Source organism: Pseudorhodoplanes sinuspersici (assembly GCF_002119765.1).
In the GTDB taxonomy this organism is placed as follows: Bacteria; Pseudomonadota; Alphaproteobacteria; order Rhizobiales; family Xanthobacteraceae; genus Pseudorhodoplanes; species Pseudorhodoplanes sinuspersici.
The window spans coordinates 4011799-4035790 of the sequence record NZ_CP021112.1; the positions used below are offsets into that span (position 1 = coordinate 4011799).

Consider the following 23992-nt stretch of genomic DNA (forward strand, 5'->3'; position numbering starts at 1 on the left):
TAAGGAGTTGCCTCCTATATGCTCTTAAGAGCACGAAAACCGGGATTTGGAGCCCTTAAGAGCCCATGACTGCCAAGAACAATCTCGTCCAGGCGCCCCCCTTCGAGGTCGATCGAACCTTGAAGAAGCTAGGGGCCGATCTGCGGACCGCCCGCCTGCGCCGCAACCTGACCGTCGACGCCACCGCCGCCAAGATCGGGACCGGCCGTCGTGCCATCCTGGACGCCGAGAAAGGCAAGGTCTCGACGCAGATCGGTGTGTATGCGGGCTTGCTGTGGGCCTACGGCCTGATCGATCGCCTTGGTGATGCAGCCGATCCGCGCTTCGATGAGGAGGGTCAGCGTCTCGCCTTGATTCAGGATCGTGTCCACGCCCGTAGCCCGAAGGGATTGGACAATGACTTCTAAGGTCACGCCGACGGAATGCTTCGTCTACATCACCTTGCCCGGTCAGACCGCGCCGGTCACCGCGGCGCGGTTTGAACTCACCAAGGACAGGCGCGACATTGCGATCGGCAGACTGGTCTACGGCCGTAGCTATCTCGCCCGCGCCGACGCGGTGCCGATCGATCCGATCGAACTCAGGCTTGCCGGCCAGACCTACGAAACTGTCGGCATGAAAGGCCTGTTCGGCGCGCTGCGCGACGCGGGACCGGACTATTGGGGGCGCCGCGTGATCGAGCGACATGTCGGTGCAGCCCAGCTCAACGAGATGGACTACCTGCTGCACTCACCCGACGACCGCGCAGGCGCGCTCGGCTTCGGACTGAATCAGCAGCCTCCAGCGCCCAAGCGCGATTTCAACAAGACGCTGAGCCTCGCTCGGCTGCAGAAGATCGCCGATGCCATCATCGATGAAGAAGATCGCCCAGACGATGCCGAAGCCGCTCAGGTCGAGGAGTTGCTGCTGGTCGGCACGTCGATGGGCGGCGCGCGGCCGAAGGCCGTCGTCGAGGACACCGACGGCCTATGGATCGCCAAGTTCAACAGGAAGGACGACAAATGGAACAGCGCGCGCGCTGAGCATGCGATGCTCGTGCTCGCACGGGCGTGCGGTGTCACAACGGCGGAGAGCAAGGTGATCGTCGTCGGCGGCCGTGACGTCCTCATGGTCAAGCGATTTGATCGCGAGCGGGCAGAAGGCGGCTATCTCCGCGCCCGCATGCTCAGCGGCCTGACACTCCTGCGCGCCGAAGAGGGGCACGACACACGCGACCGGTGGTCCTACGTTCTGCTGGTTGAAGAGCTGCGGCGAATTTCGGCCAACCCGCGTGCCGATGCTGCCGAATTGTTCCGCAGGATGTGCTTCAACGCATTGATCTCCAACACCGATGATCACCCGCGCAATCATGCGGTTATGGCGATGACGCCGGATTGGAAGCTCTCGCCTGCCTACGATCTCACGCCCACGCCGTTGATCAGCGAGGAGCGACGCGACCTCGCCATGGTCTGCGGCGACGCTGGCCGCTATGCCAACGCCGAAAATATCGTCTCGCAAAGCATGCGCTTCCTGCTTGAAAAAGACGAAGCCGAAAAAATCGTGTTGGAGATGGAAGAGCAGGTTCGAAACAAGTGGTACGAGGTCGCGCGGCGAGAGGGACTCTCGGAAGCGGACTGCAACACGATCAGCCGATCGTTTGTTTATCCTGGCTTTCGCCTCCCGATGTCGCCAGCCGCACCACCGGCCTGACCCTTCAATTCCGACTGCCTGACGGAGAACCAAGATGGCGCGCCATCCGCAACGCGATCTTTATGAATCGACGCTCGTCGAGATCGGCCGGATCACCACCACCTGGGCGAAGTTCGAGCACTGGGTCGATGTTGCAATCTGGTACTTGGCCGACGTCGAGGACCGGCGCGGCGCCTGTATCACGACGCAGCTCGGATCGATTCATGCGAAATTCCGCGCGCTCGAAGCGCTGATGGTCGAGGCCGGCCGGCCGGAGCCGATCCTCAAGATCATCCGCGGGATCGCCGGCGAAGCGGCCGAGGTGGTGAAGACGCGAAACAAGTTCGCCCATGGCCCGCTCGACATGGATGTGAACAAGGAGACCCGAGAGTTCGAAGTCTACCTCAAGCACATCAGCGTCAGGGGCAAAGGGGTGCTGACGTTGGAAAGTGAGGTGCTGACCAAGTCAGAGCTTGAGAGCGCGCAAGCGAAAGTGGCCGGCGTCTATCAGAAGCTGATCAAGCATTGGCACGAGATCATCGATATTCCGAGCGCCGAGGAACTTGCGCAGTAAGCGCCCGACACAGCGTCGAGCGTGCGACCGCGCTTTGCAAGAGAGCGCAAGGCAGCGACATACACATAGACCGCCGCTGATCTCTTGATGTGTTCAGGGTGACGGCTGTTGCGGTGCCTTCGAGCGAGATGCTGCCGCCTTCTTTGCTGGCTTTGTTGCGGCTTTTTTCGGCGTGATGAGCGTTTCGCAAGACAAGATCAGCTCTCGCGCATAAGTCCGCGCTGCGGCAATCACGCTCTTCCGGTTCACGGCCAGAAGAAAATACAGGGCATGGGCGGCAGCCACGATCAGGACGACAAGAACGCGTTTCGCGTCAGCGCTCCCGATGTCGAGCGTCCCGTGATAGACGAGCACAGCCGCACAAATAGCAACGACGATTCCGTTCAATGCGAGCGCCGTCCACTTCGCGCCCAGCAAATTCCGGCGGAAGCCATACGCGCAGTTCTCGTTGAACAAGATCGGGAATTTCTTGGCATCCCGGGTGTGCGTGCGAAGCCACGTCCCGGCAAGTTCATAAAATGCATTCGCTGCGGCGGGGTTCTGTTGCTCGTCGTTCGCGCTCGGCTCCGGCTTCTCGATCTTGGCCGCAAGAAAGGCGCGGTATCGATCCTTTGAGGCCTGGTCGATCGTGTTGTCAGAGCGATGCATCATCGTGACCGACGGCTTGCCGCCGATCTCGCTGTACAGGCCCGGCTCGAGCGCCTGTCCCTGTTTCCGTGCCCAGTCGGACAACGCATACAGCAGCGCCAGCATCGCCACCGTGGTCACCGCCACGTAGAGGTCCAGCTCCTTCCACGGCACGAGCAAGAACAGGGCGGCCAGAGCCGGTGCGACCGCGAGGATGGCGGGGATGAACCGAGCCCTCACGGTGTAGGCATCGAAGAAACGAAGCATCGAAGACCCCATTTGCTCGATCATGCCGCAACACCCGGCGCCGCCTTGTCGTCGACCTCGGCCTGGAACGGAACGGGCGTGCTCGACGGCCAACCACGGCTGCTGCCGGAATGGTGCATGATCGTGCTGCCCCGCGTCACATACACGGGATAGCCGCGGCGCAAGAAGGCGTTGCTGATCTGGCCGCGCGGATATTCGGGCTGGCCATCGCCGACCGAGCAGATCGCGCTTCCGCAGGTGACGCCACTGGCGACCTTTCCTCCCAGCCAGCGGTCGAGCACATTCGGCGTGACGTTTCGCCGGCTGCCATGATGAGGCACCTGAACCATGTTGGGGATCTTCAGCTTGCCCAGCAGCGCTGCGTAGTCGGCGGCTTCGTTGAGGCCTTCCGGTCCGACGTCGGCTGTCAGCAAGATGCGCTGCCCGTCGAGTTCGCCCAGTTGCACGACGCTGGTCTCGTTCGACGCCGATGTCGGGTCGGGGGAGTTTGAAAGCGTTTCGATGTCCCATGTCTCCAGCAACTTGTTCCGTGCCTTGCGCAGCGCTTCGAGGAGGAAGTTGCCGGCCGAATCCGCGGTGGTCATGCGCTGCGGCGTCTTCTCAAGATCCGGGACCAACCGCACATAGCGGGCGCGCGACGGCGCAAGCACCGTGAAGTTGCCAATCGTGGCGCCCTGGAACACTTCGTGCACGATGGTGCCTTGTTTGGCCGCAAGATCTTCGAGCTCCACAAGATAGGGATGCAGCTCGCGCATCTTGTTGATCAGACCCTGAAGCGTATAGCGCCCGTGGAAGTGCTGAAGCGTCTCCGCGGCGTACAGCCACGGCCGGTTCATCCAGAGATTCTGAACCTTCATCTTCTTCATCACCTCGACCAGACCGGTCGCGTGATCATCGTCGGCGTGCGAAAGCACCATGTGGTTGATGAAGTAGGAGCTGCCGTAATGTGTCTGAATGTGCGCGACGATCTTGTCGCCAACGTCCTTGTAGGCGCCGTCCACCACATGAACGAGGACGCCGCCCGGCACGCTGTACTGGACGCAAATGGCGTCGCCGTTGCTGTTGCCGACCGGCAGGAAATCAATTTCGAACATGAACTCCCCCGCTTGGGCGCAATTGCCCTAGTTTGTTCATGTAGTGTTCTGACTCCGGCGCCGCAAGGCAATGGTTCACAAGTTCTTAAGGCTGCACGAACGTTCAGAATTATCAATTAGATTCAATGGTTTGCCTGGAAGGCGGTATTAAATCGACCGAACTTCGTCGCCGGATCCGGGACTCGAACCCTGTACAGGCCGAGCCGGAACCTCGGTCTGGAGCTGCCGGGTCTGTTTCGTCGCCTGCAGACAGCGAATCCACGCCGCCAAGAGCTTATCCTCCCCAACCGCGGAGACGACCTCCCGGTTTTGCGGATGGCGCGCCGAGTCGAAGTGGCGCAGCAGGGCCTGCTCCATGCGAAAGGCATCGAACGCCGTCTCCCATATCTCGTGATAGACCGTGCGGTATCGCAACCCGCCAGCCGCAGGCATGGCCGCCTGATTGAATTGCCGCTCGCGCTGCTTCCAGTCAAAGGCCCAGCCGATCTTGAATGCGGACGTCGTCGCACCTTCTAGCCTCATGGCATAAGTAAAGGCCGGTGCGCGCCGGAGGTGCATGATGCCGGTGCGTGTCGTTGATGGGCGAGGCGCGGCTCTCCGCCGGGCGGCGTCAAGCCCTTCCACGCGGACTCTCGCGCGCAGCGGGCTGAGCAGCGGCACAGACTCGCGCGGTAAATTAAGGATCGCGTCCGCTTCGTTCGGCAGCAGCGGGACAATGCCTTGCGCGGAATCCATATGAAATTGCCGTGCCGAGATGTCGCCTAGCGCGGTTCGGGGTTCGGTGAAACGCCAGGCGGCGCGGAGTTCAAGGCCGAAGGGCCAACGATAGTTGCCGTGTTCGTCGCGATCGACCTCGCGCACCGCGTCGAGGTCGAAATAATCGAGCGAACTGACGACCACCGTCGACGGCTCCATCAGGCCGAGGATCATGCCGCGTTCCTGTTCGGGCGTATTGGCGCCGAATGTGCCGACAATGGCCACAAGATCGCCAGGTTGGAGCAAGCCACGAGCGCGGTCCCGAAATCCGCTCAGACTGAATTGCAACGGACCGCAGGGCACGCTGAAACCCCAGGTCTTGGTCATGTACATTGTCATGAGGAGCGCCCGCTCAGGCGTTCGTGTTCTCCGATAAGAAAGGTGATGTAGCTGCGGATCAGGTTGCAGTAGAGGCGGGCTTCGTTGATGTGAAGCGCGAGCCCATCGCGCAGATCGACGCCGTGGCGAACGCCGCCACCGGTCGGCGAGGACAGATAGCCATGCAGCGTCATCATCCATTGCAGGATCTGATCCTGATGGCCGCCACGACCACGTGATTTCAGTTCGCCTATGATCTTGTTGAAATACCGGCCCTGGATGGAGCCGTCGAAAATCTCGTCGCTTCGGAAAGCGGTCGAGACCGTCTCGAGAAGCCATAGAACTTCTTGCACCGCCTGCCGGCCGTTGCCTTCGGCGAGAGCTCTCTCCGTCGCTTGAAGGGCCGTGTCGATCAGGGCGCGAGCTTGAGCATCGAGGGAAGGGGCCTGCTCAGGAACCGTGATCGGAATGTGAGTCCGCGTTGCGATGAGATTCGGAAGATCGATCTGATAGCCGGCCCCATGCTCGGTCAGGATGCGGTTGATGCGCGTTGCGTCGGGCAGCGCCATTTCGGGATTGCGCTGCTGCAACTGCTCACATCCGGAGTAAAAGGCGTCGATAAACAAGGGTGCGTTAGCAGCGGCCTCGTCCATCGCCCGATCGAGATCGCTGGCGGCCCAACTCGCGTCGCTGCTCGAATGATAGGGGATGCCGGCTGCGGCGGCGAAAGCCGATTTGAAGTGTTCGAGGATAGCCTTTCGCGACCCTTGACCGCTGATGCGGTTGATCAGATTGAGAAAATCGCTGACGACGCCGGGCTCGATCGGACCGGGACTGTCAAACCGCCATTGGTTGTTGAATCTCAGCATCGGTGGTCAGCCTTGGTTGTTCAGCGGCTCGGGATCGTCAGATTCCACGAGGCCCTCCGCGATCATGAGCTTCACGGCGTGATTGAGCGCTGCGCGCTCGCGGTCGGTGAAGGCATGATTGGGATGGCGCTCGTCGTAGTCGAGGCTCAATTCCTCGATCAAATGGATCATCAGGGTGATGTGCAGCGCAAAGGATCGACGGGCCAGGCCTGTATCGGTCTCGGGAAAGTAACGGGTCATGGCCGTGGGCCCAGGAAGATCTTCCATAGGACCATCCCAGGCAGTCACGCTTTCAACGACGTCGTGCTTCGACACATGCGCCGCAGCGGTGAGATCGCCATAGAGCCGGCGCAGGGATTTCTCGAGCGCCGTCACATTGGGGGAGCCATTCGGTTTGCGCCGACCTTCGCGGACCGCCTTTAGCTGCGCCAGGATTTCCATCTCCTGTCGCAGCAGCGCGTGCGCTTGCAGATAGCGCGCTTCTTCAATGGCGCTCTCGCAGGCGTTCAGCCCAATGACAAATCCAGCGAAGAGTGCGTTGCGCTCTTCCGACGTGGCAGTGATCGGTGTCACCACGCCATTGGTGCGCAGCAATCCGGCGCCCAGCACGCCGGCGACGAGAAGGTGGGCGTCGATGAGGCGTCCATAAGCCTGCTTGGCCTTCACTCTGGCCTGATCGCCAAACATCTTCTGAACACCGTAAAGCATCGCCGCCGGATGAATCAGCGCCTGCTTATGCTCTTCAATTGACTCATTATCGTCGCCAGACGCCGCCGCCATGTTTCCCGCCCGTGGTCACTGTCCTGGTCGAACCGACAATAGATGCTTTTGGGGGCATTCGGCGGAAAGTGGCAGTCAAAGGCGCTATCCGAGATGGATCGGGCGTCTCCCTGCGGGACCGCGCCGTCGGCTGTCGCTGAAGCCCCGGCTATGCCGGGTCTTCACCCTCCGGGCTTCCGTCCCTGACGCGGCGCTTGCGGATTCGTTCGGTGAAACCGACGCCCGCGTGCGCTGCTGGTGCGCAGGAGGAGAGTGAGAGTGCCGGCCGGGTGGGCCGTGACGGGTTGGAAGCCGCGGGAGAGGCTCGCGGCGCCCGTCGCGGAGACCCGCGATGTCGAGAAATGCTTATCGTGCGCGCGCCGGCGAGGACCGGGCGAGCCTCTATGACGAAATCACCGACAAGATCATCGCCGAATTGGAGGCCGGTCGCGTACCCTGGGTCCAGCCTTGGGGTACGGCTGCCGCAAAGGCGCCCCTCGCAATGCCGCAAAACGCTTCCACTCGGCGGCAATACAGCGGCGTGAACGTCCTGATCCTCTGGGGGTCTATGATCGAGCACGGCTTCACCGGCCAGAGCTGGCTCACGTTCCGCCAGGCACTCTCGCTCGGCGGCCATGTCCGCAAGGGTGAGCGCGGCACGACTGTCGTCTATGCCGACCGCTTCATTCCCAATGATGAGAAGAAGCGCGCGGCAGAATCCGGGGAAGAACCGCAGGCGATTCCGTTCCTAAAGCGCTTTACGGTGTTTAACACCGACCAGTGTGATGCGCTGCCGGACGAGATCGTAACCATCGCGCCGCCGCCACCTCCCGGTGTGATCGAGCCGGAGGTAGAAGCGCTCATCAAGTCGACCGGCATCGACTTTCGTATCGGAGGCAACCGCGCCTTCTACATTCCATCGGAGGACTACGTGCAGGTGCCGCCGCCTGCCGCGTATTTCGAACCCATCAACTGGCACCGCACAGCCCTGCATGAATTGGGCCACGCCAGCGGCCATCGCTCACGCCTCAACCGCGACCTGTCCGGCGCGCACGGCTCGAAGAAATACGCCTTCGAAGAACTGATCGCTGAGCTGTGCGCGGCGTTCTCCTGCGCGTCGCTCGGCATCGTGCCGACCGTGCGCCATGCCGACTATATCGGCTCGTGGCTCGACGTGTTGCGCGAGGACAATCGCGCGATCGTCCGCGCCGCGTCGCAGGCAAGCAAAGCGGCTGATTGGCTGCTCGGCTTCCGTTCAGAGCCGCTTGCCAGCGCCTTCGCTGAGATCGCCGTCGGAGATCAGGAGGCCGCGTGACAGGCGTGGGTTGGGTCGCCAGAGAGGGAGAGGGGAGCGGGTTTTCCCGCGACGGGTTGGAGGTCGAGAGAGAGGCTTTCGGCCGCCCGTCGTGGAGAACTCACATGGCAAAGGCCGTGCAGAAGATCACTCTGTCGCGCTCGCGTGACATCCCATTCAACAAGCTGGTGCTCAGCCAGTCGAACGTACGCCGCGTCAAGGCCGGCGTGTCGGTCGAGCAACTGGCCGAGAGTATCGCGCAGCGCACTTTGCTGCAGAGCCTCAACGTCCGCGCCGTCCTTGATGGTGAGGGCAACGAGACCGGCATGTTCGAGGTGCCGGCCGGCGGTCGCCGCTACCGCGCCCTCGAACTGCTGGTGAAGCAGAAGCGTTTGGCGAAGACGCAGCTCGTTCCCTGCGTCGTCCGCGAAGGGGGTATCGCCGAGGACGACTCGATCGCCGAGAACGATGAGCGCGTCGGCCTGCATCCGCTCGACCAGTTTCGCGCCTTCCAGACCCTGCGCACTCTCGGCATGAGCGAGGAAGACATCGCCGCGCGGCATTTCGTGACCGCGGCGATCGTCAAGCAGCGCCTGCGCCTGGCATCCGTGTCGCCGAAACTGCACGAGGTCTATGCAGAGGACGGCATGACGCTCGAACAACTCATGGCCTTTTCCGTGACCGGCGATCACGCGCGACAGGAGCTGGTCTGGGAAAACGTCAGCAAATCTGGCTATGACGAGCCGTACCAGATCCGGCGCATGCTCACCGAGGATACGGTGCGTGCGTCGGACAAGCGGGCGCAGTTCGTCGGCGTCGCGGCATATGAAGCCGCCGGCGGAGGTGTTTTGCGCGACCTGTTCGAGCGCGACGATGGCGGCTGGTGGCAGGACGTGCCGCTGCTCGAGCGTCTCGTCACCGAAAAGCTGAAGGCGGATGCGGAGACCATTGCCGCCGAGGGTTGGAAATGGATCGAGGTCGCAATCAGCTTTCCCTATGGCCATGACAACGGTTTCCGTCAGCTCGAGGGAACGCCTGCAGACATCACGGCCGAGGAGCAGGCGATGGTGGAAGCGCTGCAAGCCGAGCACGCGAAGCTCGAGGCCGAGTATCAGGACGCCGACGAGATTCCCGACGAGGTCGACGCCCGCCTCGGCGAGATCGAGAAGGCGCTGTCCGCCTTCGACAATCGGCCGCATATCTTCGATGCGGCCGACATCACCCGCGCCGGGGTTTTCGTTAGCATCGACAGCGATGGCAGCCTGCTGATCGATCGCGGTTTCGTGCGTCCGGACGACGAAGCGCCGGTTGAGGGCGCAGACGCAAATGCCGACCCTTCTGACACGGACGCTGTCGATCCCGACGCGTCATCCGTACGGCGGACCGTCATCACGGTTAGCGGCCAGCCTGAGGCCAAGGACGAAGAAGACGACGGCATCAAGCCGTTGCCTGAGCGCCTCGTGATGGAGTTGACGGCCCATCGCTCGCTCGCGCTGCGTGACGCCGTAGCGACCAATCCCCAGGTCGCGATGACGGCGCTGCTACACAAGCTCTGCCTCGATACCTTCCAGCGTGAGATGCCGAACGGCTGTCTGCAGGTAACAGTTCGGCAGGTCCACTTCTCTGCGCAGGCATCCGACCTGAAGGACTCCCCGCCGGCGAAAGCCATCGACGAAAGGAATAAGGCCTGGGCGGCGGAGATGCCGAACGACGAAGTTGCACTGTGGGATTGGCTCGCCGCGCTCGACGACGCCAGCCGTTCGGCGCTGCTGGCGCATTGCGTGTCGTTCGGCGTGAATGCCTTGTTCGAGAAGATTGATCGATACGGCGGCACCGGCGTGTCGGCGCACGGCCTGCGCCATCGGATCGATCAGGCCGATCGCCTGGCACGTGCCGTCAATCTCGACATGGCGGAAGCAGGCTGGCGCCCGACAGTCGACAACTATCTTGGTCGCGTCACCAAGAGCCGCATCCTCGAAGCCGTGCGCGAGGCAAAGGGTGAGGCGTCGGTGCAACTCATCGACCATCTCAAGAAGAACGAGATGGCGAAGGAGGCAGAGCGGCTGCTCGATGGCATGGGCTGGCTTCCCGAGCCGTTGCGCCTTGCCGAGGTGGCTGCGGCATCAGGCGAACCCAACACCACAGGCGAACCGCTTCCCGAATTCCTCGCCGATGACGAGGACGAGGCGGGTGAAACCGGCGAGGACGAACAGCCCCACGCCGTTGCGGCTGAATGACTCCACGAGCGGGGCGGCTCCGGCCGTCCCGCTTCCTTTCAACAGCGACATTTGTTCGTCAGACCGGCCTGCGCGAACCGATGCCCACGATCAACTCGCTGTTTCTTGGAGTTGGCCCGTTCATGCGTTGGCGCAGGAGAGGGAGAGGCGGGCCGGGACGGATTTGAGCCGCCGTGGATCGAGAGAGCGTCCGGGCGGCTGATCCGTCCCCGCTCTCGCGAGGCTCCCTCCATGTCCCGCCGTTCAGTGTCCACGGCCGTCCCCGCGGCCAGCCCTGTCCCTGCCGCCGATCCGGCGTCCGCAGTCTTCGTCGCCGCGCGCCTTCTCCTTCCCCACCTCGAACACGGCCGCCGCATCGACGCGCCGATGTTGAGGACCGCGCTGGAAACCGCATTCGGCGCTTCCGACGCCGATGGCGCATGGGATTGGAAGACGGCTTACGACGCCTGCGAGGCGGCGAGCGTCCTGTTCGTGCGCAGGTTCGGGCCCGCGATGCGGGCGAGGTCCGGCTCGGACGCGGCTATGCTGCCGATGCTTGCCAAGCTCGCAAGACTTCTTCCTACCCACACGCGCCGCTCCGAAGAGAGCGAGGCATTTCAGCAGTTCTCGACACCGATCGCCTTGGGCTTCGCCGCCAGCGTCGCTGCCGCGATCACGCCAGCCGACATTGTGCTGGAGCCGTCGGCCGGCACCGGCCTGCTTGCCATCTTGGCCGAGCTGTCGGGCGCAGCGCTCGTTCTCAACGAGCTCGCAGATACCCGCGCTGGCATTCTCGAGCGGTTGTTCGCCGGCGTCTCCACGACGCGCTTCGACGCTGCGCAGATCGACGATCACCTCGATGCCGGGATCGTGCCGAGCGTCGTGCTGATGAATCCGCCGTTCTCGGCGGTCGCGCATGTCGATCGGCGCATGGCCGATGCGGCCTTGCGGCACATCGCATCCGCGCTTGCGCGACTGCCCGAAGGCGGACGCCTGGTCGCGATCACCGGCGCGAGCTTCGCGTCCGACAACCCCGCGTGGACCGACGCCTTCGTGCACCTGCAGGAGCGCGGCCGCGTCGTGTTCTCCGCCGCCATCGACGGTGCCGTCTATGCGAAGCACGGCACCACAATCGACACGCGCCTGACCGTGATCGACCGTCTGCCGGCTGACGATACGACGGTGTTTCCGCCGTATCGCGATGTCGCGCCCGACGTGACGACGCTGCTCGGCTGGGTCACGGAGCGCGTCCCGCCGCGACTACCGATCGCGGGCAACGTCATCGCTCCGACGGTTCAGCGCGCGGCCATTCCGCGGACCGTTCGCGCGTATGTCTCACGGCCGTCCGCGTCCACGACATCGACGGCCGATCCGGAGGCCGTCGAACTCGCTTATGAGCAGGTCGCGTGGGCACCCACGGAAAGCCGTAAACTCACGGATGCGATTTACGAAGAATACGGATTGCAGTCGATCCGTATTCCCGGATCGACGGCGCATCCGACGAAGCTCGTGCAGTCGGCCGCGATGGCGTCGGTCGCGCCGCCGATTCCGACCTATCGGCCGCATCTGCCGGCGAACCTCGTCCGAGGCGGGTTGCTCTCGGATGCCCAGCTCGAATCCGTCGTCTATGCCGGCGAGGCCCATTCCGACTTCCTCGCCGGGTCCTGGAGCGTCGACGAGACCTTCGATCTCGTCACGGCCGCATCGGATGATGCCGAAGATGCGGTGCGCTTCCGGCGCGGCTGGTTCCTGGGCGACGGCACCGGCGCCGGCAAGGGCCGCCAGGTCGCGGGCGTTCTCATCGACAACTGGCTGAAGGGCCGACGCCGCGCGGTTTGGATCAGCAAGTCTGACAAGCTGATTGAGGATGCCCAGCGCGACTGGTCGGCGCTCGGCATGGAGCGGCTGCTGGTAACACCGCTGTCGCGCTTCCGGCAGGGCACATCGATCCGGCTCGCCGAAGGCATCCTGTTCACGACCTATGCGACGCTGCGGTCCGATGCGCGCGACGAAAAGGCTTCGCGCGTCCGCCAGATCGTCGACTGGCTCGGCGCGGACTTCGACGGCCTGATTGTGTTTGATGAATCACACGCGATGCAGAACGCCGCCGGCGGTAGGGGCGAGCGCGGCGATGTCGCAGCCTCGCAGCAGGGCCGGGCCGGACTGCGCCTGCAACATGCCTTGCCGAACGCGCGCGTTCTCTACGTCTCGGCGACGGGCGCGACCACGGTCCATAATCTCGCCTATGCGCAGCGCCTCGGCCTCTGGGGCGGAGAAGACTTCCCGTTCGCGACGCGCGCGGAGTTCGTCGAGGCGATCGAGGCGGGCGGCGTCGCCGCGATGGAAGTGCTGGCCCGCGATCTCAAGGCGCTCGGCCTCTATGCGGCGCGGTCGCTTTCCTACGAGGGCGTCGAGTACGAACTGGTCGAGCACCGTCTGAGCGATGAGCAGATCCGCATCTACGATGAATATGCGGGTGCCTTCTCGATCATTCATAACAACCTCGATGCCGCGATGCGCGCGGCGAACGTCACCGGCGAGACCGGCACGCTGAACGCGCAGGCCAAGTCCGCCGCGCGCTCCGCTTTCGAGAGCGCCAAGCAGCGCTTCTTCAACCATCTCATCACGGCGATGAAGACGCCGACGCTGATCGCGTCCGTCGAGCGTGACCTGAAGGCGGGTCATGCCGCGGTGATCCAGATCGTCTCGACCGGCGAGGCGCTGATGGAACGCCGGCTTGCCGAAATCCCGACCGAGGAATGGGGCGACGTGCAGGTCGACATCACCCCGCGGGAATACGTGCTCGATTATCTGGCGCACAGTTTCCCGACCCAGCTCTACGAGCCGTTCACGGACAGCGAAGGAAACTTGTCGTCACGGCCAGTCTATCGCGACGGCCAGCCGGTGCAGAGCCGGGACGCAGTCGCACGCCGGGATCGCTTGATCGAGAAGCTCGCGTCATTGTCCCCCGTGCATGGCGCGCTCGACCAGATCGTGCAGCGCTTCGGCACGGACATGGTGGCGGAGGTCACGGGCCGCTCGCGCCGCATTATCCGCAAGACTGGATCGGACCGGATCGACCGCCTCGTCGTCGAGAACCGTGCCGGCTCCGCGAACCTCGCCGAGACGCAGGCGTTCATGGATGACGTCAAGCGTATTCTGGCGTTCTCGGAAGCTGGCGGCACGGGACGCAGCTATCACGCCGAACTGTCGGTCCGGAACCGGCGGCTGCGCATACATTATCTTTTGGAGGCCGGGTGGAAGGCCGACGCGGCGATTCAGGGGCTGGGCCGTACCAATCGCACCAATCAGGCGCAGCCGCCGCTGTTCCGGCCGATCGCCACCAACGTGAAGGCGGAAAAGCGCTTCCTCTCGACCATCGCGCGGCGCCTCGACACGCTCGGGGCCATCACCAAGGGGCAGCGCCAGACCGGCGGGCAGGGCCTGTTCCGCCCCGAGGACAACCTCGAGAGTCACTATGCGCGCGACGCCTTGCGTCAGCTCTATCTCCTTCTGGTCATGGGCAAGGTCGAAAGCTGCTCGCTTCAGACCTTTGAGGATGCCACGGGACTGAAGCTGACCGACGCGAACGGCATCAAGGACGAACTCCCGCCGATCACGACGTTCCTCAACCGTCTGCTGGCGCTGACCATCGACCTGCAAAACATCCTGTTCGTCGCCTTCGAGCAGTTGCTGACCGCACGGGTCGAGGGCGCGATCGCGTCCGGCACCTATGATGTTGGCCTGGAGACGCTGACGGCCGAGAGCTTCACCGTCACGGATCGGCAGACCATCTATACGCATCCCAACACCGCGGCCGAAACGCGATTGCTGACGATCACGCAACGCCAGCGCAACCGGCCGGTTACGCTCGACGAGGCGTTGGAGCATCTCTCCGATCCGCGCGCCTTGCTGCTGGTCAACACGCAATCCGGCCGCGCCGCCGTGCAGGCGCCGGCGCGCAGCGTCATGCTCGATGACGGCCAGGTCGAACGTCGCGTGCGCCTGATCCGGCCCATGGAGCACCCGGTCATCGCGCTTGCGACCATGCCACAGACCCATTGGCGTGAGGCGGATCGTGAGAGCTTCGCGCGCGTCTGGTCGGCCGAACTGGCCGACGTGCCGGCGTTCACCGACAGCGAGATTCACATTGTCGCCGGTCTCCTGCTGCCGATCTGGAAGCGGCTGCCGAATGAATCGACACGCGTCTATCGGCTCCAGACCGATGATGGAGAACGCATCATCGGCCGCAAGGTGTCACCGGCCTGGGTTGCCAGTGCGACCGCGATCGGCGCCTCGACGCTGACGCCCGATGCAGCGCATTCGGCTCTGCTCGACGGCAAGACCATCCTCGATCTCGCTGAAGGCCTTCAGCTTCGCCGTGTCCGCGTCATGGGCGCGAACCGCATCGAACTGACCGGGTTCGCCGGTGCCATGCGCGAGCGGCTCACGGCCTACGGCCTGTTCCACGAGATCATCTCGTGGAAGCTGCGCATGTTCGTGCCGACCGATGCCGCCGGTGTGGATGTCCTGCGCAAAGTGCTCGACCGATATCCGGTTGCGCGCGTTGCCGAGCGCGTGGCCTGATCATGCCGGGACATGCGGCCGAACTGGCACGCCGTCTCGCGCGCGAGGCCGAGGCGGTGTGCCGGCACTATCTCTCCAGTGGTCGCCGCGAAGGCCGCTACTGGATGGTCGGCGACGTCAACAACACGCCCGGGCGCTCGATGTTCGTGCGCCTCAGCGGCCCTGAATCCGGCAAGGGCGCTGCCGGCAAGTGGACCGACGCCGCGACCGGCGAGCATGGCGACCTGCTCGATATCATCGGCGCGACTTGCGCGCTCGACGACTTCCGCGACATCGAGACGGAAGCAAGGCGCTTCCTGAGCTTTCCGCGACCGCAACATGAACTCGCGTTGAAGCGGCGTCTGACACCAGCTCCGGTCGGATCGCCGGAATCCGCCCGGCGCCTGTTTGCCATGTCGCACCCGATTCCGCGCACACTCGTGGAAACGTACTTGCGCAATCGTGGCATCACGGCTTTGCCCGAAACCGGAAATCTCCGTTTCCACCCACGCTGCTATTATCGTCCCGATCGCGACATGCCGACCGAGACCTGGCCGGCGATGATCGCCGCCGTTACCGATCTCGACGGCCGTATCACCGGCGCGCACCGGACCTGGCTCGATCCGAACGGCTTCGACCCCACCACGCTCGGCAAGGCGCCGATCGACTCGCCGCGGCGCGCGATGGGCCATCTGCTCGGCAACGCGGTGCGCTTCGGTGTGGTGCGCGACGTTGCGGCCGCGGGCGAAGGCATCGAAACCATGCTGTCGCTTCGCTGCGTCCTGCCCGACATGCCGATGATGGCCGGGCTCTCGGCCGCTCATCTCGCCGCCATTGTATTTCCGGCGACGCTGCGCCGGCTCTATATCGTGCGCGACAACGATCCGGCAGGCGACGGCGCGATGGCCATTCTCTTCGACCGTGCCCACGCGGCACGAATCGACGCGGTGGTCTTGTCGCCCCACGGTGACGACTTCAACGCCGATCTGCGCCGCTTCGGCACCGATGCGCTACGGATGGCCGTGCGGGTTCAACTCGTGCCGGAGGACGTCGCACGCTTCATGCGTCTGTGAGATGTGGCCGGAACGGGTGACCGGCGCGTTGCCGCTGTGTCGGTGTGTGAAGGCGCTTCCGTCGGAGAGGGCCGGGCCACGGCCTTCTTGCGAGGGCGACCGTGCGGCAAGCGGCCCGGGCCGGCAATGGCTGCGGCCGGCTATTTTCCGCCGGCGCTACGCGCCTTTGCATCGCGAAGCAAAATAGCCGTCCTCCGCCATCCTCCGCTTCGCTCCGGCCGCTGCGCCTCGCGCTGCGGTGCAGGTCCGGTCCGCCCGCCGCCCTGTGTCGCCATGAAGGCCGCGATGGGCGCGGCCGATCCGACAGAAGGAAGCACCTCATGACGACCGACTATGACGACACCGGCTACGAGTCGCACGCCGCATCCGCCACCGACACCATCCTCACCGAACTGCAACTGCATGGCTATCGCCCCTTCCAGGACGAGCCCGATCCCAGACCGCTCCCCGAAGCGCGTAATGTCGCCGGTGCCGTCGCCGACATCTTCGATGCGCTCGTGGCAACCCTGACCGACACTCGCCTCGAACCGGACCTCGAAGACTTTCTGTGGTCGACCGTCAACCTCTTCCATCGCGCCAATGGCCGGATCGAGCGCCAGCTCGACGACAACGAGCAGGCGCAGCGGCGCTGCCAGCGTGAACAGGACGGCTCCGAGATCCGCTCCGTCGAACTGGAGCGCCTCACGGCCGAGGGCATGACGCTGGTCGAACGGCGCAACGTGATGGAGTTCTTCCGCGATCAGGCCGCGGAGCACTTCGCGCGCCACACCGGATCGCATTGGCATCCGCGCAACGGATCGATGGTCAACCATCGCACCTTGACCGCGGCGATGATCGATAGCCGCGACTTCATCGCAGCCAAGCGCCGGGCCGAAACCGAAGTGATGCTACCGGCCGGTCCGAAGATCGCCTTCACGGGCGGGCTCGACTTCAACGATCACCGCCTGATCTGGGATCGTCTCGATCAGGTCCGCGCCAAGCACCCCGACATGGTGCTGCTGCACGGCGGATCGCCGAAGGGCGCCGAACGCATCGCCGCCCGCTGGGCAGATCACCGCAAGGTGCCGCAGATCGCATTCAAGCCCGACTGGACGAAGCACGCCAAGGCTGCGCCGTTCAAGCGCAACGACGCGATGCTCGAAGCGTTGCCGATCGGCGTCCTGGTCGCACCGGGCTCGGGCATCCAGGAAAACCTAGCCGACAAGGCGCGCCGGTTCGGCATTCCGGTCTGGAAACTCGGAAAGAGCGGCGCGTGAGCGCCGCCGCTTCAATCGCAGGGACTCTCGCGCTCGCGAAACGCATGTCGCGACGAAACATGGCGATGGAGCCGATCCATTGCTGTCGTTTCGCGCGAATTCTGCTATTCTGCCGACCGCGCCGTGGAGGTGGTGGAAGGCGCAACCCATGTCATTGTTGTCACGGGAGGATCCACCATGCTCGCACTCGGCATCGTCCTCAACATCATCGGCCTCGGCTTCTTCTGCTGGGTGCTGTTCACGCTCGCGATCTACGCGCTGCCGTTCTTCGTCGGCATGACGGCTGGCCCTTACGCACACGGCGTAGGCGCAGGCCCGTTTGGCGCAATCGTTCTTGGCCTAGTCGCGGCTGCCTTCACACTTGTCATCGGCCAGACGATCTTTTCGATCGTCCGCACGCCCTTTCTGCGGATCGCGGTCGCACTGATGTTCGCGGTGCCGGCTGCGCTTGCCGGCTATTATGCAACGTTTGGGCTCTCCGGCCTCACCATGACGTCCGATCTCTGGCGGCAAGTCTTCGCCGTAATCGGCGCGATCGTGATCGGCGTGACGGCCTGGACGCGGCTTGCGGCATCTCCCCCAGACGGCTCCAGCGGGCATGGAAGACCGGCACTGTCGTAGTCCGGCGACGCCGCTACCTGATGAGTCGAGTGCTGCGCCGTGTCGCTCAGTGAGGGTACTGATCGGAGCAAAGCCGAAGCAGGGTGCTTTCAGGCCTGACGTGACAGTGAGTGTGCGGCCGGCGGATCGCTTGTCGCCGCGGCGCGCCGGGCTCCGGCGGACTGATGTTGCGATGGCCGGGCGTTCTTTGCCGCCGCGTGTCTTGGGGAATGCGAGACGTCGCCTGCAGCAGGGCAGAGCGATTTCAGCATCGGCGCGCGCGTGGTCTCGTGGTGGTGACGTTCGCTGGCTTCTCCTTGCACTATTCCTGTTTCGAGCAGCGCGTCCATTCGGGTCTCTACGATGGCCAGACCTGGCCGGACAACGGCTGCGCCTCGCTCGACTAGCCGCAATGCCGGCATTCAACTTTCTTCCCCTGGGCTTCGCCCATTCCTCGCGAGACAAGAAAGTTGCCTGCCTGGCATCCTCCGCTGCGCTTCGGTCCTTTCGGATGCGGCGTCGATCGTCTCCGGCCTGTCGGTCGCCATCGAGACCGCGATGGTCGCGGCTCGGCAACAGAAAGCAAGGAGAACTATCATGGCGAACATCGGCACCTTCACCAAGACCGAGCAGGGCTTCGTCGGCGAAATCGTCACGCTCAGCTTCCAGGCAAAGAACGTCCGCATGGTCCCGGAGAGCAACGGCACCAACGAGAACGCCCCGAGCCACCGCGTCTATGTCGGCCGCGCCGAGATCGGCGCCGCCTGGGCCAAGCGGTCCACCGAGGGCCGCAACTACCTGTCGGTCAAGCTCGACGACCCGAGCTTCAACGCGCCGATCTACGCGAACCTCTTCGACGACGAAGACGGCGAGAGCTACACGCTCATCTGGTCGCGCGGCCGCAAGGCCAACGCCGACTGAGCCAGCCTTCCGACACCCCGCCCGGACCGCCGGGCGGGGTTCTGGCATGGCGTCGCGACGCCTCGCTCAGGCCGCCGGGCCCCGACATCGGCCCGGGGGGTGGGCGTCGACGCTCAACCAGACGCTCGGATTCCACGTGCATTAAACTCGCCAGCCCGACGAATCCCTAGTATACTGGGTGGCAGTATATTAGTGATCCGGCGACGTCTCCCGCATGCGATTGCGCGAGACCGTGGCCAGAAATTTGCGCCGGCTGCGGCAGGCTAAAGGTCTGTCGCAGGAGGAGCTTGCCGATCGTGCAGACATCAATCGCAACTATGTCGGAATGCTCGAACGCGAACAGCATGCGGCAACGATCGACATGCTGGAAAAACTCGCCGACGTCCTTGAAACGGATCCCGTGGAGTTCTTCCGGCGCGGAGCGTGAGGTCGGGTGCGACCCAGGTCCGCATTATAAAATACGCGGTCTGCTGGGCGAGCATGGCTCGATATCATTCGGCGATAGCGTAATGCCGCCTACGTGATGCCAGCGCGAAATCAATTCCGGTTGGCTAATTTCTGGTAAATAAGGATGAGCGCACGAGTAAACCTGTGACCATTACCCCCTTCGAAGACTGTCCTCCGCAGCTTGATCGCGTCAGTTCCTATGACGAGAAACATCTGGCGAGCTACATCCGGCTGCTGGATGCCGAGGCCGAAGGCGCGGATTGGCGCGAGGCCGTCTCGATCATTTTCGGCCTCGATCCCAACAAGCATCCGGAGCGCGCCAAGCTCGTGCACGATAGTCATCTCGCACGCGCACACTGGATGAGAGATAAAGGCTATCGGAATCTCCTCGAACCGCGCATGCAATAGCCCTCGCGTGCAGCGCACGCCGAGGTCAAACCCGACGCTATCGCGTCATTCAATCTTAATATCTAGCTGACGTTGCAATCCTCTCAATACTCAACGATTGCGATCCGTACCAAGGATCAGTCGATGGGAGGGTAGTAATCATGCCACCTGCGTCCGACTGGCGATCTGCGAGCACCGCCGAAAAACTCATGAGCCTCGATCGCCCGCAATTCGCCGCCGAGTTCCTCCGCCGCAATCACGACTACAGCGAAGATTACCGCGTCACACAGGATCAGATCGCGTCAGGCGTCGTCGAGCATGCCGCCGGAATGGACAGGCTCGCACGACGTTGGGGTTTGAGTTTTCGCGCATGCCCCGGACATCGCTGCCTGGAACTCGCCTTCCATATGGCGACCAGAACGTTCGCCATCCGCTGTTATTATTGCTCCCGCGCCTGAGACCTTCATCGCGGCGCGAACCATCCGTCTCGAAGATCTCTCGCCGATCCTGGCGAGCGTGACGACCGGCGATGGCCGTCATCTTCTCCTCGCTGACGCCGACGGCTATCATCAGGTCTGGTTCGTCGGCGGTCATCATGCGCGCGGCAGCAGTTTCATCATCCCCCGCGATGACGACCGCGCCGCGCGCATGCATGCCATTCAGCGTTTCGAGCGACGCCTGGCCGGCGAGCGGTCCGGTCCCCTGATGCGCAGCTTGCAGCTCTCGGTGCATCAGCGCAGCAGGTTCACGCTCCAACTCCGCGCGCTCGATGGTGTTCGGGATGGCGCGTCGCGTCGTGAGATCGCAGCGGTCCTTCTCGATCCGCAAGCGCGCGATATCCCCGCCATCGAATGGACTAACGCAGCACTGCGCAAGCGCATCAACCGCATCATCGCGCGCGCCACGCTTATGACAAACGGCGGCTATCTCGCGCTACTGCGCGGCGACGCCAAACGTGCGAGGCGCTTCCGCCGGCGCTAGCCGCGACCGCCCCGCCGAGCTCTCGGGCGCCAAACGAAGGGGACACTTCAGGAGGCCTCCTGGGGCGGGTCTCCCCCACGACGCCGATCTTCCGTCACGCTTGCCTCCGATCCGTTGCCTTGTCCGGCAGCGGCCGCCAATGACCCGGAGGCTCATCTTGGACACTTCTCCTCCTCGCGTTACGCCCCGTTTCTTGCGCACGCACGATGCCGCGGCGTTTCTCGGTCTCTCCGGACGCACGCTTGAGAAACATCGTTGCACCGGCACAGGCCCGATCTTCCGAAAGCTTGGCGGCCGCGTCGTCTACGCCATCGATGACCTCGAGACCTGGGCCGCCGAGCGCGCCCGCAACTCCACGTCCGATCCCGGCCCGCAGCCGTCCTCTCGCTCGGCGCGAGCCACGCCGTCGCGTAGCAGCTGACGGGTGTTCGCATGCGACGTTCCATCGACGACGATCATCAACTCGAACTCTTTCGCGCCAGGCCCGGCGATATGCCGCCGCGCGACGCGCAAGACCTCATGTCATGGCCGTTCTTCTCACTCGCCAAGACGCCGCGCGTCCGGCCCATCGACTTCCACATGGGGGACGTCACGATTGTCGTCGAAGCGACGCACGAACACGGCATGGCGACAATCTGGGACGCCGACGTGCTGATCTGGGCCGCGTCCCAAATCGTCGATGCGCGCGACCGCGGATTGCGCACATCACGGCTGATGGCTGCGACGCCATATGAGATTCTGAGCTTCATCGGACGCGGCGACTCCGCACAGAACTACGAGCGGCTCAAGGCCGGCCTCGATCGTCTGCAGTCGACAACCGTCGCCACCTCGATCCGTCAACCGACAGAACGCCGGCGGCATCGTTTTAGCTGGATCAACGAATGGAAGGAGCGTGCCGACAGCGCCGGCCGGCCGCGCGGCATCGAACTGATCCTGCCGGACTGGTTCTACGCCGGCGTCATGATGGAGGCGCTCGTCCTCACCATCGACCGCGAATATTTTGCACTCACCGGCGGACTTGAGCGCTGGCTGTACCGTCTTGTGCGCAAGCATGGCGGACGCCAGCGTCATGGCTGGATCTTCGACTTCCGGCACCTTCATCTAAAGTCCGGCAGCCTCTCGCCTTACAAGCGCTTCGCATTCGAGCTGCGCGACATCGTGCGCCGCCAGCCGCTGCCCGGCTACCAACTCGCCTGCATCGCCGGCGCCGAAAACGCGCCGTGCCTGAGCTTCCAGCCCGTCACCAATCCATTTCCGTCCGCACCACGCCTGCGCACGCCGCGGCCGCAACACGATGGGGATAAGCTGTGAAAAGAACCGTCCTATCAGGAACCCGAACACCCGTCCTATCGGGAACCGCAAACCCGTCCTATCAGGAACCCAAATCGTGCTTAACCCGCGAAGCACGCTTGCGAAATCACCCGCCTAACTTCTCTAACAGAGAATCCTTCGGATTCTTGCTAACGGCGGGCATCCGTTGCGGATTGCTAGGTGCAGCCACTCGCAACGACGTTGCCTCGCTGAGCAATGCAGAGTTCGCGGTGACGCCATGACCCGGCGACCGCGCAAAACCAAACTCAAGTTCTGGCCAGTCGACGTCAAGCGCCGGACCAAACGACGAAAGCCTCCGCGCCAGGCTCGGCGCAAGCGCAATGCCTTCTCGGCAAGACTGACCATCGACATCACGCCTGACCTGCGCGCCCGCATCAAGATCACGGCATTCGAGCGCGGCGTCACCGTCGCCTACATGCTGCGTCTCCTCCTGCTGAAGACCTTTCCTCGCGCCAGGGGAGGCCGGCGATGAAGGGCGTCACGATCACGGATGTCTCGCGCGCGCATGACACAGACGGCAGTCTCACCTTGGTCGAGTTGACCTGGCTTAAACAGCGCATTGAGAACCGCGTCCGCTTCGGGCATCCGGCAGGACAGCAGATCCTGGACCGCCATCGCCGCGTCCTCAGTTTCACTGCTGGAAGCATCTTCTGCTTCGTGCGGTGGGCAGCCAACGATTACGGCACCATCCTCTCGCGTGCCGACATTGTGCGCGCGATCGCTCCCGGCGCGCGTTACCAGACATTGCCGTTTGTGCGCCCCGGCGGCGACATCCTCCTGCGCATGGACGGTTGGCCCAAGGTCGAGCGTGTGCTGCATGCCGTTGACGCCGTCGAGGCGCTCGGCATCGATCCGGCCGATGTTGCGCCGGACTACTGGCAGCACGTCCACAACCGACTGTCCGTCAACGAGACGCCGCGCAATTACACGCGCACACGTCATCAAGCCTGGCTCAAACGGCGCGAGGTCGGCTCATGACCCGCATCGCCACGCTGCTCGCAACAGCGCTGTCTACGGTCACGGTCGGCGCGTCGGCATTCGTCGATCCGCCGATAGACCTGATCTGGAACGCCAGCGCCAGCGCGCCGATCGGCCTCTACACCGTGCAGCCGGCCGACGATCTCGACGTCACCGATCTTGTTGCGGTGGCGGCGCCGCCACTCATCGCCGAGTTCATGGCCGATCGCGGTTATCTGCCGATGGGTGTGCCCATGATGAAGCGCGTCCTGGCGCTTCCAGGCCAGACTGTCTGCCGCCACGGCCTCGACATCGTCGCCTATGGCTCGACCATCGGCCACGCCCGCGAACGCGATAATGCCGGCCGCAAGATGCCGGTCTGGCAAGGCTGCCGCCGCATCGGCGATGACGAACTGTTTCTCATGAACTTCGATGTCCCGGACAGCGTGGACGGCCGCTACTTCGGTCCGTTCCCGCGCGGTTCGGTCATCGGCCGCGTACTGCCCGTCTGGACCGACGAGGCCGGTGACGGCCGTTTCCAATGGCGCGCCGCCAGACGTTGACGCCGTGCCGAAAGACTCAACCTCACCAACAGAAGGGACCATGACATGGCGCAAATCGGCAACTTCATCCGCACCCGAAACGGCTTCTCCGGACGTCTGCGCACGCTCTCGCTAGACATCGAACTGACCATCGTGCCGGCCGATCATTCAGACACCGAGAACGCCCCGAATTACCGCATTCACGCCGGCGACGAGGAGGGACCCGAAGTCGGCGCGGGCTGGACGCGCACCGGCGAGAAGGCCGGTGAGTACGTCGCCGTGCAGATCGACGATCCTGGTTTCCCGCAGCCGGTTCGCGCCAACCTGTTCCAGTCCGGCAGCGATCGCTCCGCCTTCCATCTGCTCTGGACGCGTCCGAGCAAACGCGAGACGCGGAGCTGATCCGTGTCGCCGATGCGTGACCGGGATGTCGGACATCCGCGCACCACGCGTGAAACTGCCGTCATTCCTCTGTTCGCGAAAAGCGC

At 63.9% G+C, this 23992-nt stretch carries 26 protein-coding genes; 21 read left to right on the forward strand and 5 right to left on the reverse strand.

The window, feature by feature from the left end; translation table 11 throughout:
* Positions 1–65: 65 nt before the first annotated feature.
* Genes CAK95_RS19395 through CAK95_RS19405 form a run of 3 tightly spaced genes read left to right on the forward strand, consistent with a single transcriptional unit; the run spans position 66 to position 2242 of the window.
* A complete protein-coding gene (locus CAK95_RS19395) occupies positions 66–407 on the forward strand; it encodes a helix-turn-helix domain-containing protein (RefSeq protein ID WP_086089410.1) in 342 nt (113 codons plus the stop codon).
* On the forward strand, positions 397–1689 hold the full coding sequence (locus CAK95_RS19400; protein WP_086089411.1) for a type II toxin-antitoxin system HipA family toxin: 1293 nt from the start codon (positions 397–399) through the stop codon (positions 1687–1689). The genes CAK95_RS19395 and CAK95_RS19400 overlap by 11 nt, the downstream gene beginning before the upstream one ends.
* 34 nt (positions 1690–1723) lie before the next feature.
* Entirely contained in the window at positions 1724–2242 is a 519-nt protein-coding gene (locus tag CAK95_RS19405; protein WP_086089412.1) for a hypothetical protein, read from the forward strand.
* Between the two features lie 93 nt (positions 2243–2335).
* On the opposite strand, the gene CAK95_RS19410 is transcribed toward CAK95_RS19405, so the two are convergent.
* From CAK95_RS19410 to CAK95_RS19430, 5 genes are all read right to left on the reverse strand, one after another.
* Positions 2336–3136, reverse strand: a complete 801-nt coding sequence (locus CAK95_RS19410) for a hypothetical protein (RefSeq protein ID WP_147413460.1) — start codon at positions 3134–3136, stop codon at positions 2336–2338.
* 20 nt (positions 3137–3156) lie between these two features.
* Entirely contained in the window at positions 3157–4230 is a 1074-nt protein-coding gene (locus CAK95_RS19415; RefSeq protein WP_086089414.1) for a ComEC/Rec2 family competence protein, read from the reverse strand.
* Between the two features lie 147 nt (positions 4231–4377).
* Positions 4378–5160 (reverse strand): GIY-YIG nuclease family protein, encoded by a 783-nt coding sequence (locus CAK95_RS19420; protein WP_147413462.1) that lies wholly within the window; start codon positions 5158–5160, stop codon positions 4378–4380.
* A 161-nt stretch (positions 5161–5321) separates the two neighbouring features.
* Complete coding sequence (locus CAK95_RS19425; RefSeq protein WP_245303459.1) at positions 5322–5957, reverse strand: hypothetical protein; 636 nt, start codon at positions 5955–5957, stop codon at positions 5322–5324.
* A gap of 222 nt (positions 5958–6179) precedes the next feature.
* Positions 6180–6953, reverse strand: coding sequence for a hypothetical protein (locus CAK95_RS19430; protein WP_086089417.1), 774 nt, complete (start codon positions 6951–6953; stop codon positions 6180–6182).
* Between the two features lie 331 nt (positions 6954–7284).
* Between CAK95_RS19430 and CAK95_RS19435 the strand changes: the two genes are divergently transcribed.
* The 18 genes from CAK95_RS19435 to CAK95_RS19525 all read left to right on the forward strand — a co-directional run bounded on the left by CAK95_RS19435 (position 7285) and on the right by CAK95_RS19525 (position 23906).
* Positions 7285–8247: an ArdC family protein gene (locus CAK95_RS19435; protein WP_086089418.1), complete on the forward strand. Its 963-nt coding sequence runs from the start codon at positions 7285–7287 to the stop codon at positions 8245–8247.
* 104 nt (positions 8248–8351) lie between these two features.
* Positions 8352–10463: a ParB/RepB/Spo0J family partition protein gene (locus tag CAK95_RS19440; protein WP_086089419.1), complete on the forward strand. Its 2112-nt coding sequence runs from the start codon at positions 8352–8354 to the stop codon at positions 10461–10463.
* Positions 10464–10694: 231 nt separating this feature from the next.
* Positions 10695–15029 carry a strawberry notch-like NTP hydrolase domain-containing protein gene (locus CAK95_RS19445; protein ID WP_086089420.1) on the forward strand — a complete coding sequence of 1445 codons (4335 nt, stop codon included), beginning with the start codon at positions 10695–10697 and terminating at the stop codon, positions 15027–15029.
* 2 nt (positions 15030–15031) lie between these two features.
* Positions 15032–16081, forward strand: a complete 1050-nt coding sequence (locus CAK95_RS19450) for a DUF7146 domain-containing protein (protein ID WP_086089421.1) — start codon at positions 15032–15034, stop codon at positions 16079–16081.
* 320 nt (positions 16082–16401) lie between these two features.
* Positions 16402–17337, forward strand: coding sequence for a DUF2493 domain-containing protein (locus CAK95_RS19460; RefSeq protein WP_086089423.1), 936 nt, complete (start codon positions 16402–16404; stop codon positions 17335–17337).
* A gap of 177 nt (positions 17338–17514) precedes the next feature.
* On the forward strand, positions 17515–17958 hold the full coding sequence (locus CAK95_RS19465) for a hypothetical protein (protein ID WP_086089424.1): 444 nt from the start codon (positions 17515–17517) through the stop codon (positions 17956–17958).
* Between the two features lie 209 nt (positions 17959–18167).
* The gene (locus tag CAK95_RS29315; protein WP_157699683.1) at positions 18168–18344 is read left to right on the forward strand and encodes a hypothetical protein; all 177 of its coding nucleotides are present in this window, start codon (positions 18168–18170) and stop codon (positions 18342–18344) included.
* Positions 18345–18534: 190 nt separating this feature from the next.
* Positions 18535–18858 (forward strand): DUF736 domain-containing protein, encoded by a 324-nt coding sequence (locus CAK95_RS19475; RefSeq protein ID WP_086089426.1) that lies wholly within the window; start codon positions 18535–18537, stop codon positions 18856–18858.
* 214 nt (positions 18859–19072) lie between these two features.
* On the forward strand, positions 19073–19285 hold the full coding sequence (locus CAK95_RS19480; RefSeq protein WP_086089427.1) for a helix-turn-helix domain-containing protein: 213 nt from the start codon (positions 19073–19075) through the stop codon (positions 19283–19285).
* A gap of 164 nt (positions 19286–19449) precedes the next feature.
* Entirely contained in the window at positions 19450–19713 is a 264-nt protein-coding gene (locus CAK95_RS19485; protein WP_086089428.1) for a DNA -binding domain-containing protein, read from the forward strand.
* Between the two features lie 140 nt (positions 19714–19853).
* Positions 19854–20150: a transcriptional regulator domain-containing protein gene (locus tag CAK95_RS19490; RefSeq protein WP_086089429.1), complete on the forward strand. Its 297-nt coding sequence runs from the start codon at positions 19854–19856 to the stop codon at positions 20148–20150.
* Positions 20151–20172: 22 nt separating this feature from the next.
* Complete coding sequence (locus CAK95_RS19495) at positions 20173–20673, forward strand: DUF2285 domain-containing protein (RefSeq protein WP_394017823.1); 501 nt, start codon at positions 20173–20175, stop codon at positions 20671–20673.
* 157 nt (positions 20674–20830) lie between these two features.
* Complete coding sequence (locus CAK95_RS19500; protein WP_245303460.1) at positions 20831–21094, forward strand: helix-turn-helix transcriptional regulator; 264 nt, start codon at positions 20831–20833, stop codon at positions 21092–21094.
* Positions 21095–21105: 11 nt separating this feature from the next.
* The gene (locus CAK95_RS19505) at positions 21106–21984 is read left to right on the forward strand and encodes a replication initiator protein A (RefSeq protein WP_086089432.1); all 879 of its coding nucleotides are present in this window, start codon (positions 21106–21108) and stop codon (positions 21982–21984) included.
* 238 nt (positions 21985–22222) lie between these two features.
* Positions 22223–22477, forward strand: a complete 255-nt coding sequence (locus CAK95_RS29320) for a ribbon-helix-helix protein (protein WP_120265346.1) — start codon at positions 22223–22225, stop codon at positions 22475–22477.
* Positions 22474–22983: a DUF2840 domain-containing protein gene (locus CAK95_RS19515; RefSeq protein ID WP_086089433.1), complete on the forward strand. Its 510-nt coding sequence runs from the start codon at positions 22474–22476 to the stop codon at positions 22981–22983. Before CAK95_RS29320 ends, CAK95_RS19515 begins: the two co-directional genes overlap by 4 nt.
* Entirely contained in the window at positions 22980–23525 is a 546-nt protein-coding gene (locus CAK95_RS19520) for a S26 family signal peptidase (RefSeq protein ID WP_086089434.1), read from the forward strand. Before CAK95_RS19515 ends, CAK95_RS19520 begins: the two co-directional genes overlap by 4 nt.
* A 45-nt stretch (positions 23526–23570) precedes the next feature.
* Positions 23571–23906, forward strand: a complete 336-nt coding sequence (locus tag CAK95_RS19525) for a DUF736 domain-containing protein (protein ID WP_086089435.1) — start codon at positions 23571–23573, stop codon at positions 23904–23906.
* The last annotated feature ends 86 nt before the right edge of the window (positions 23907–23992 follow it).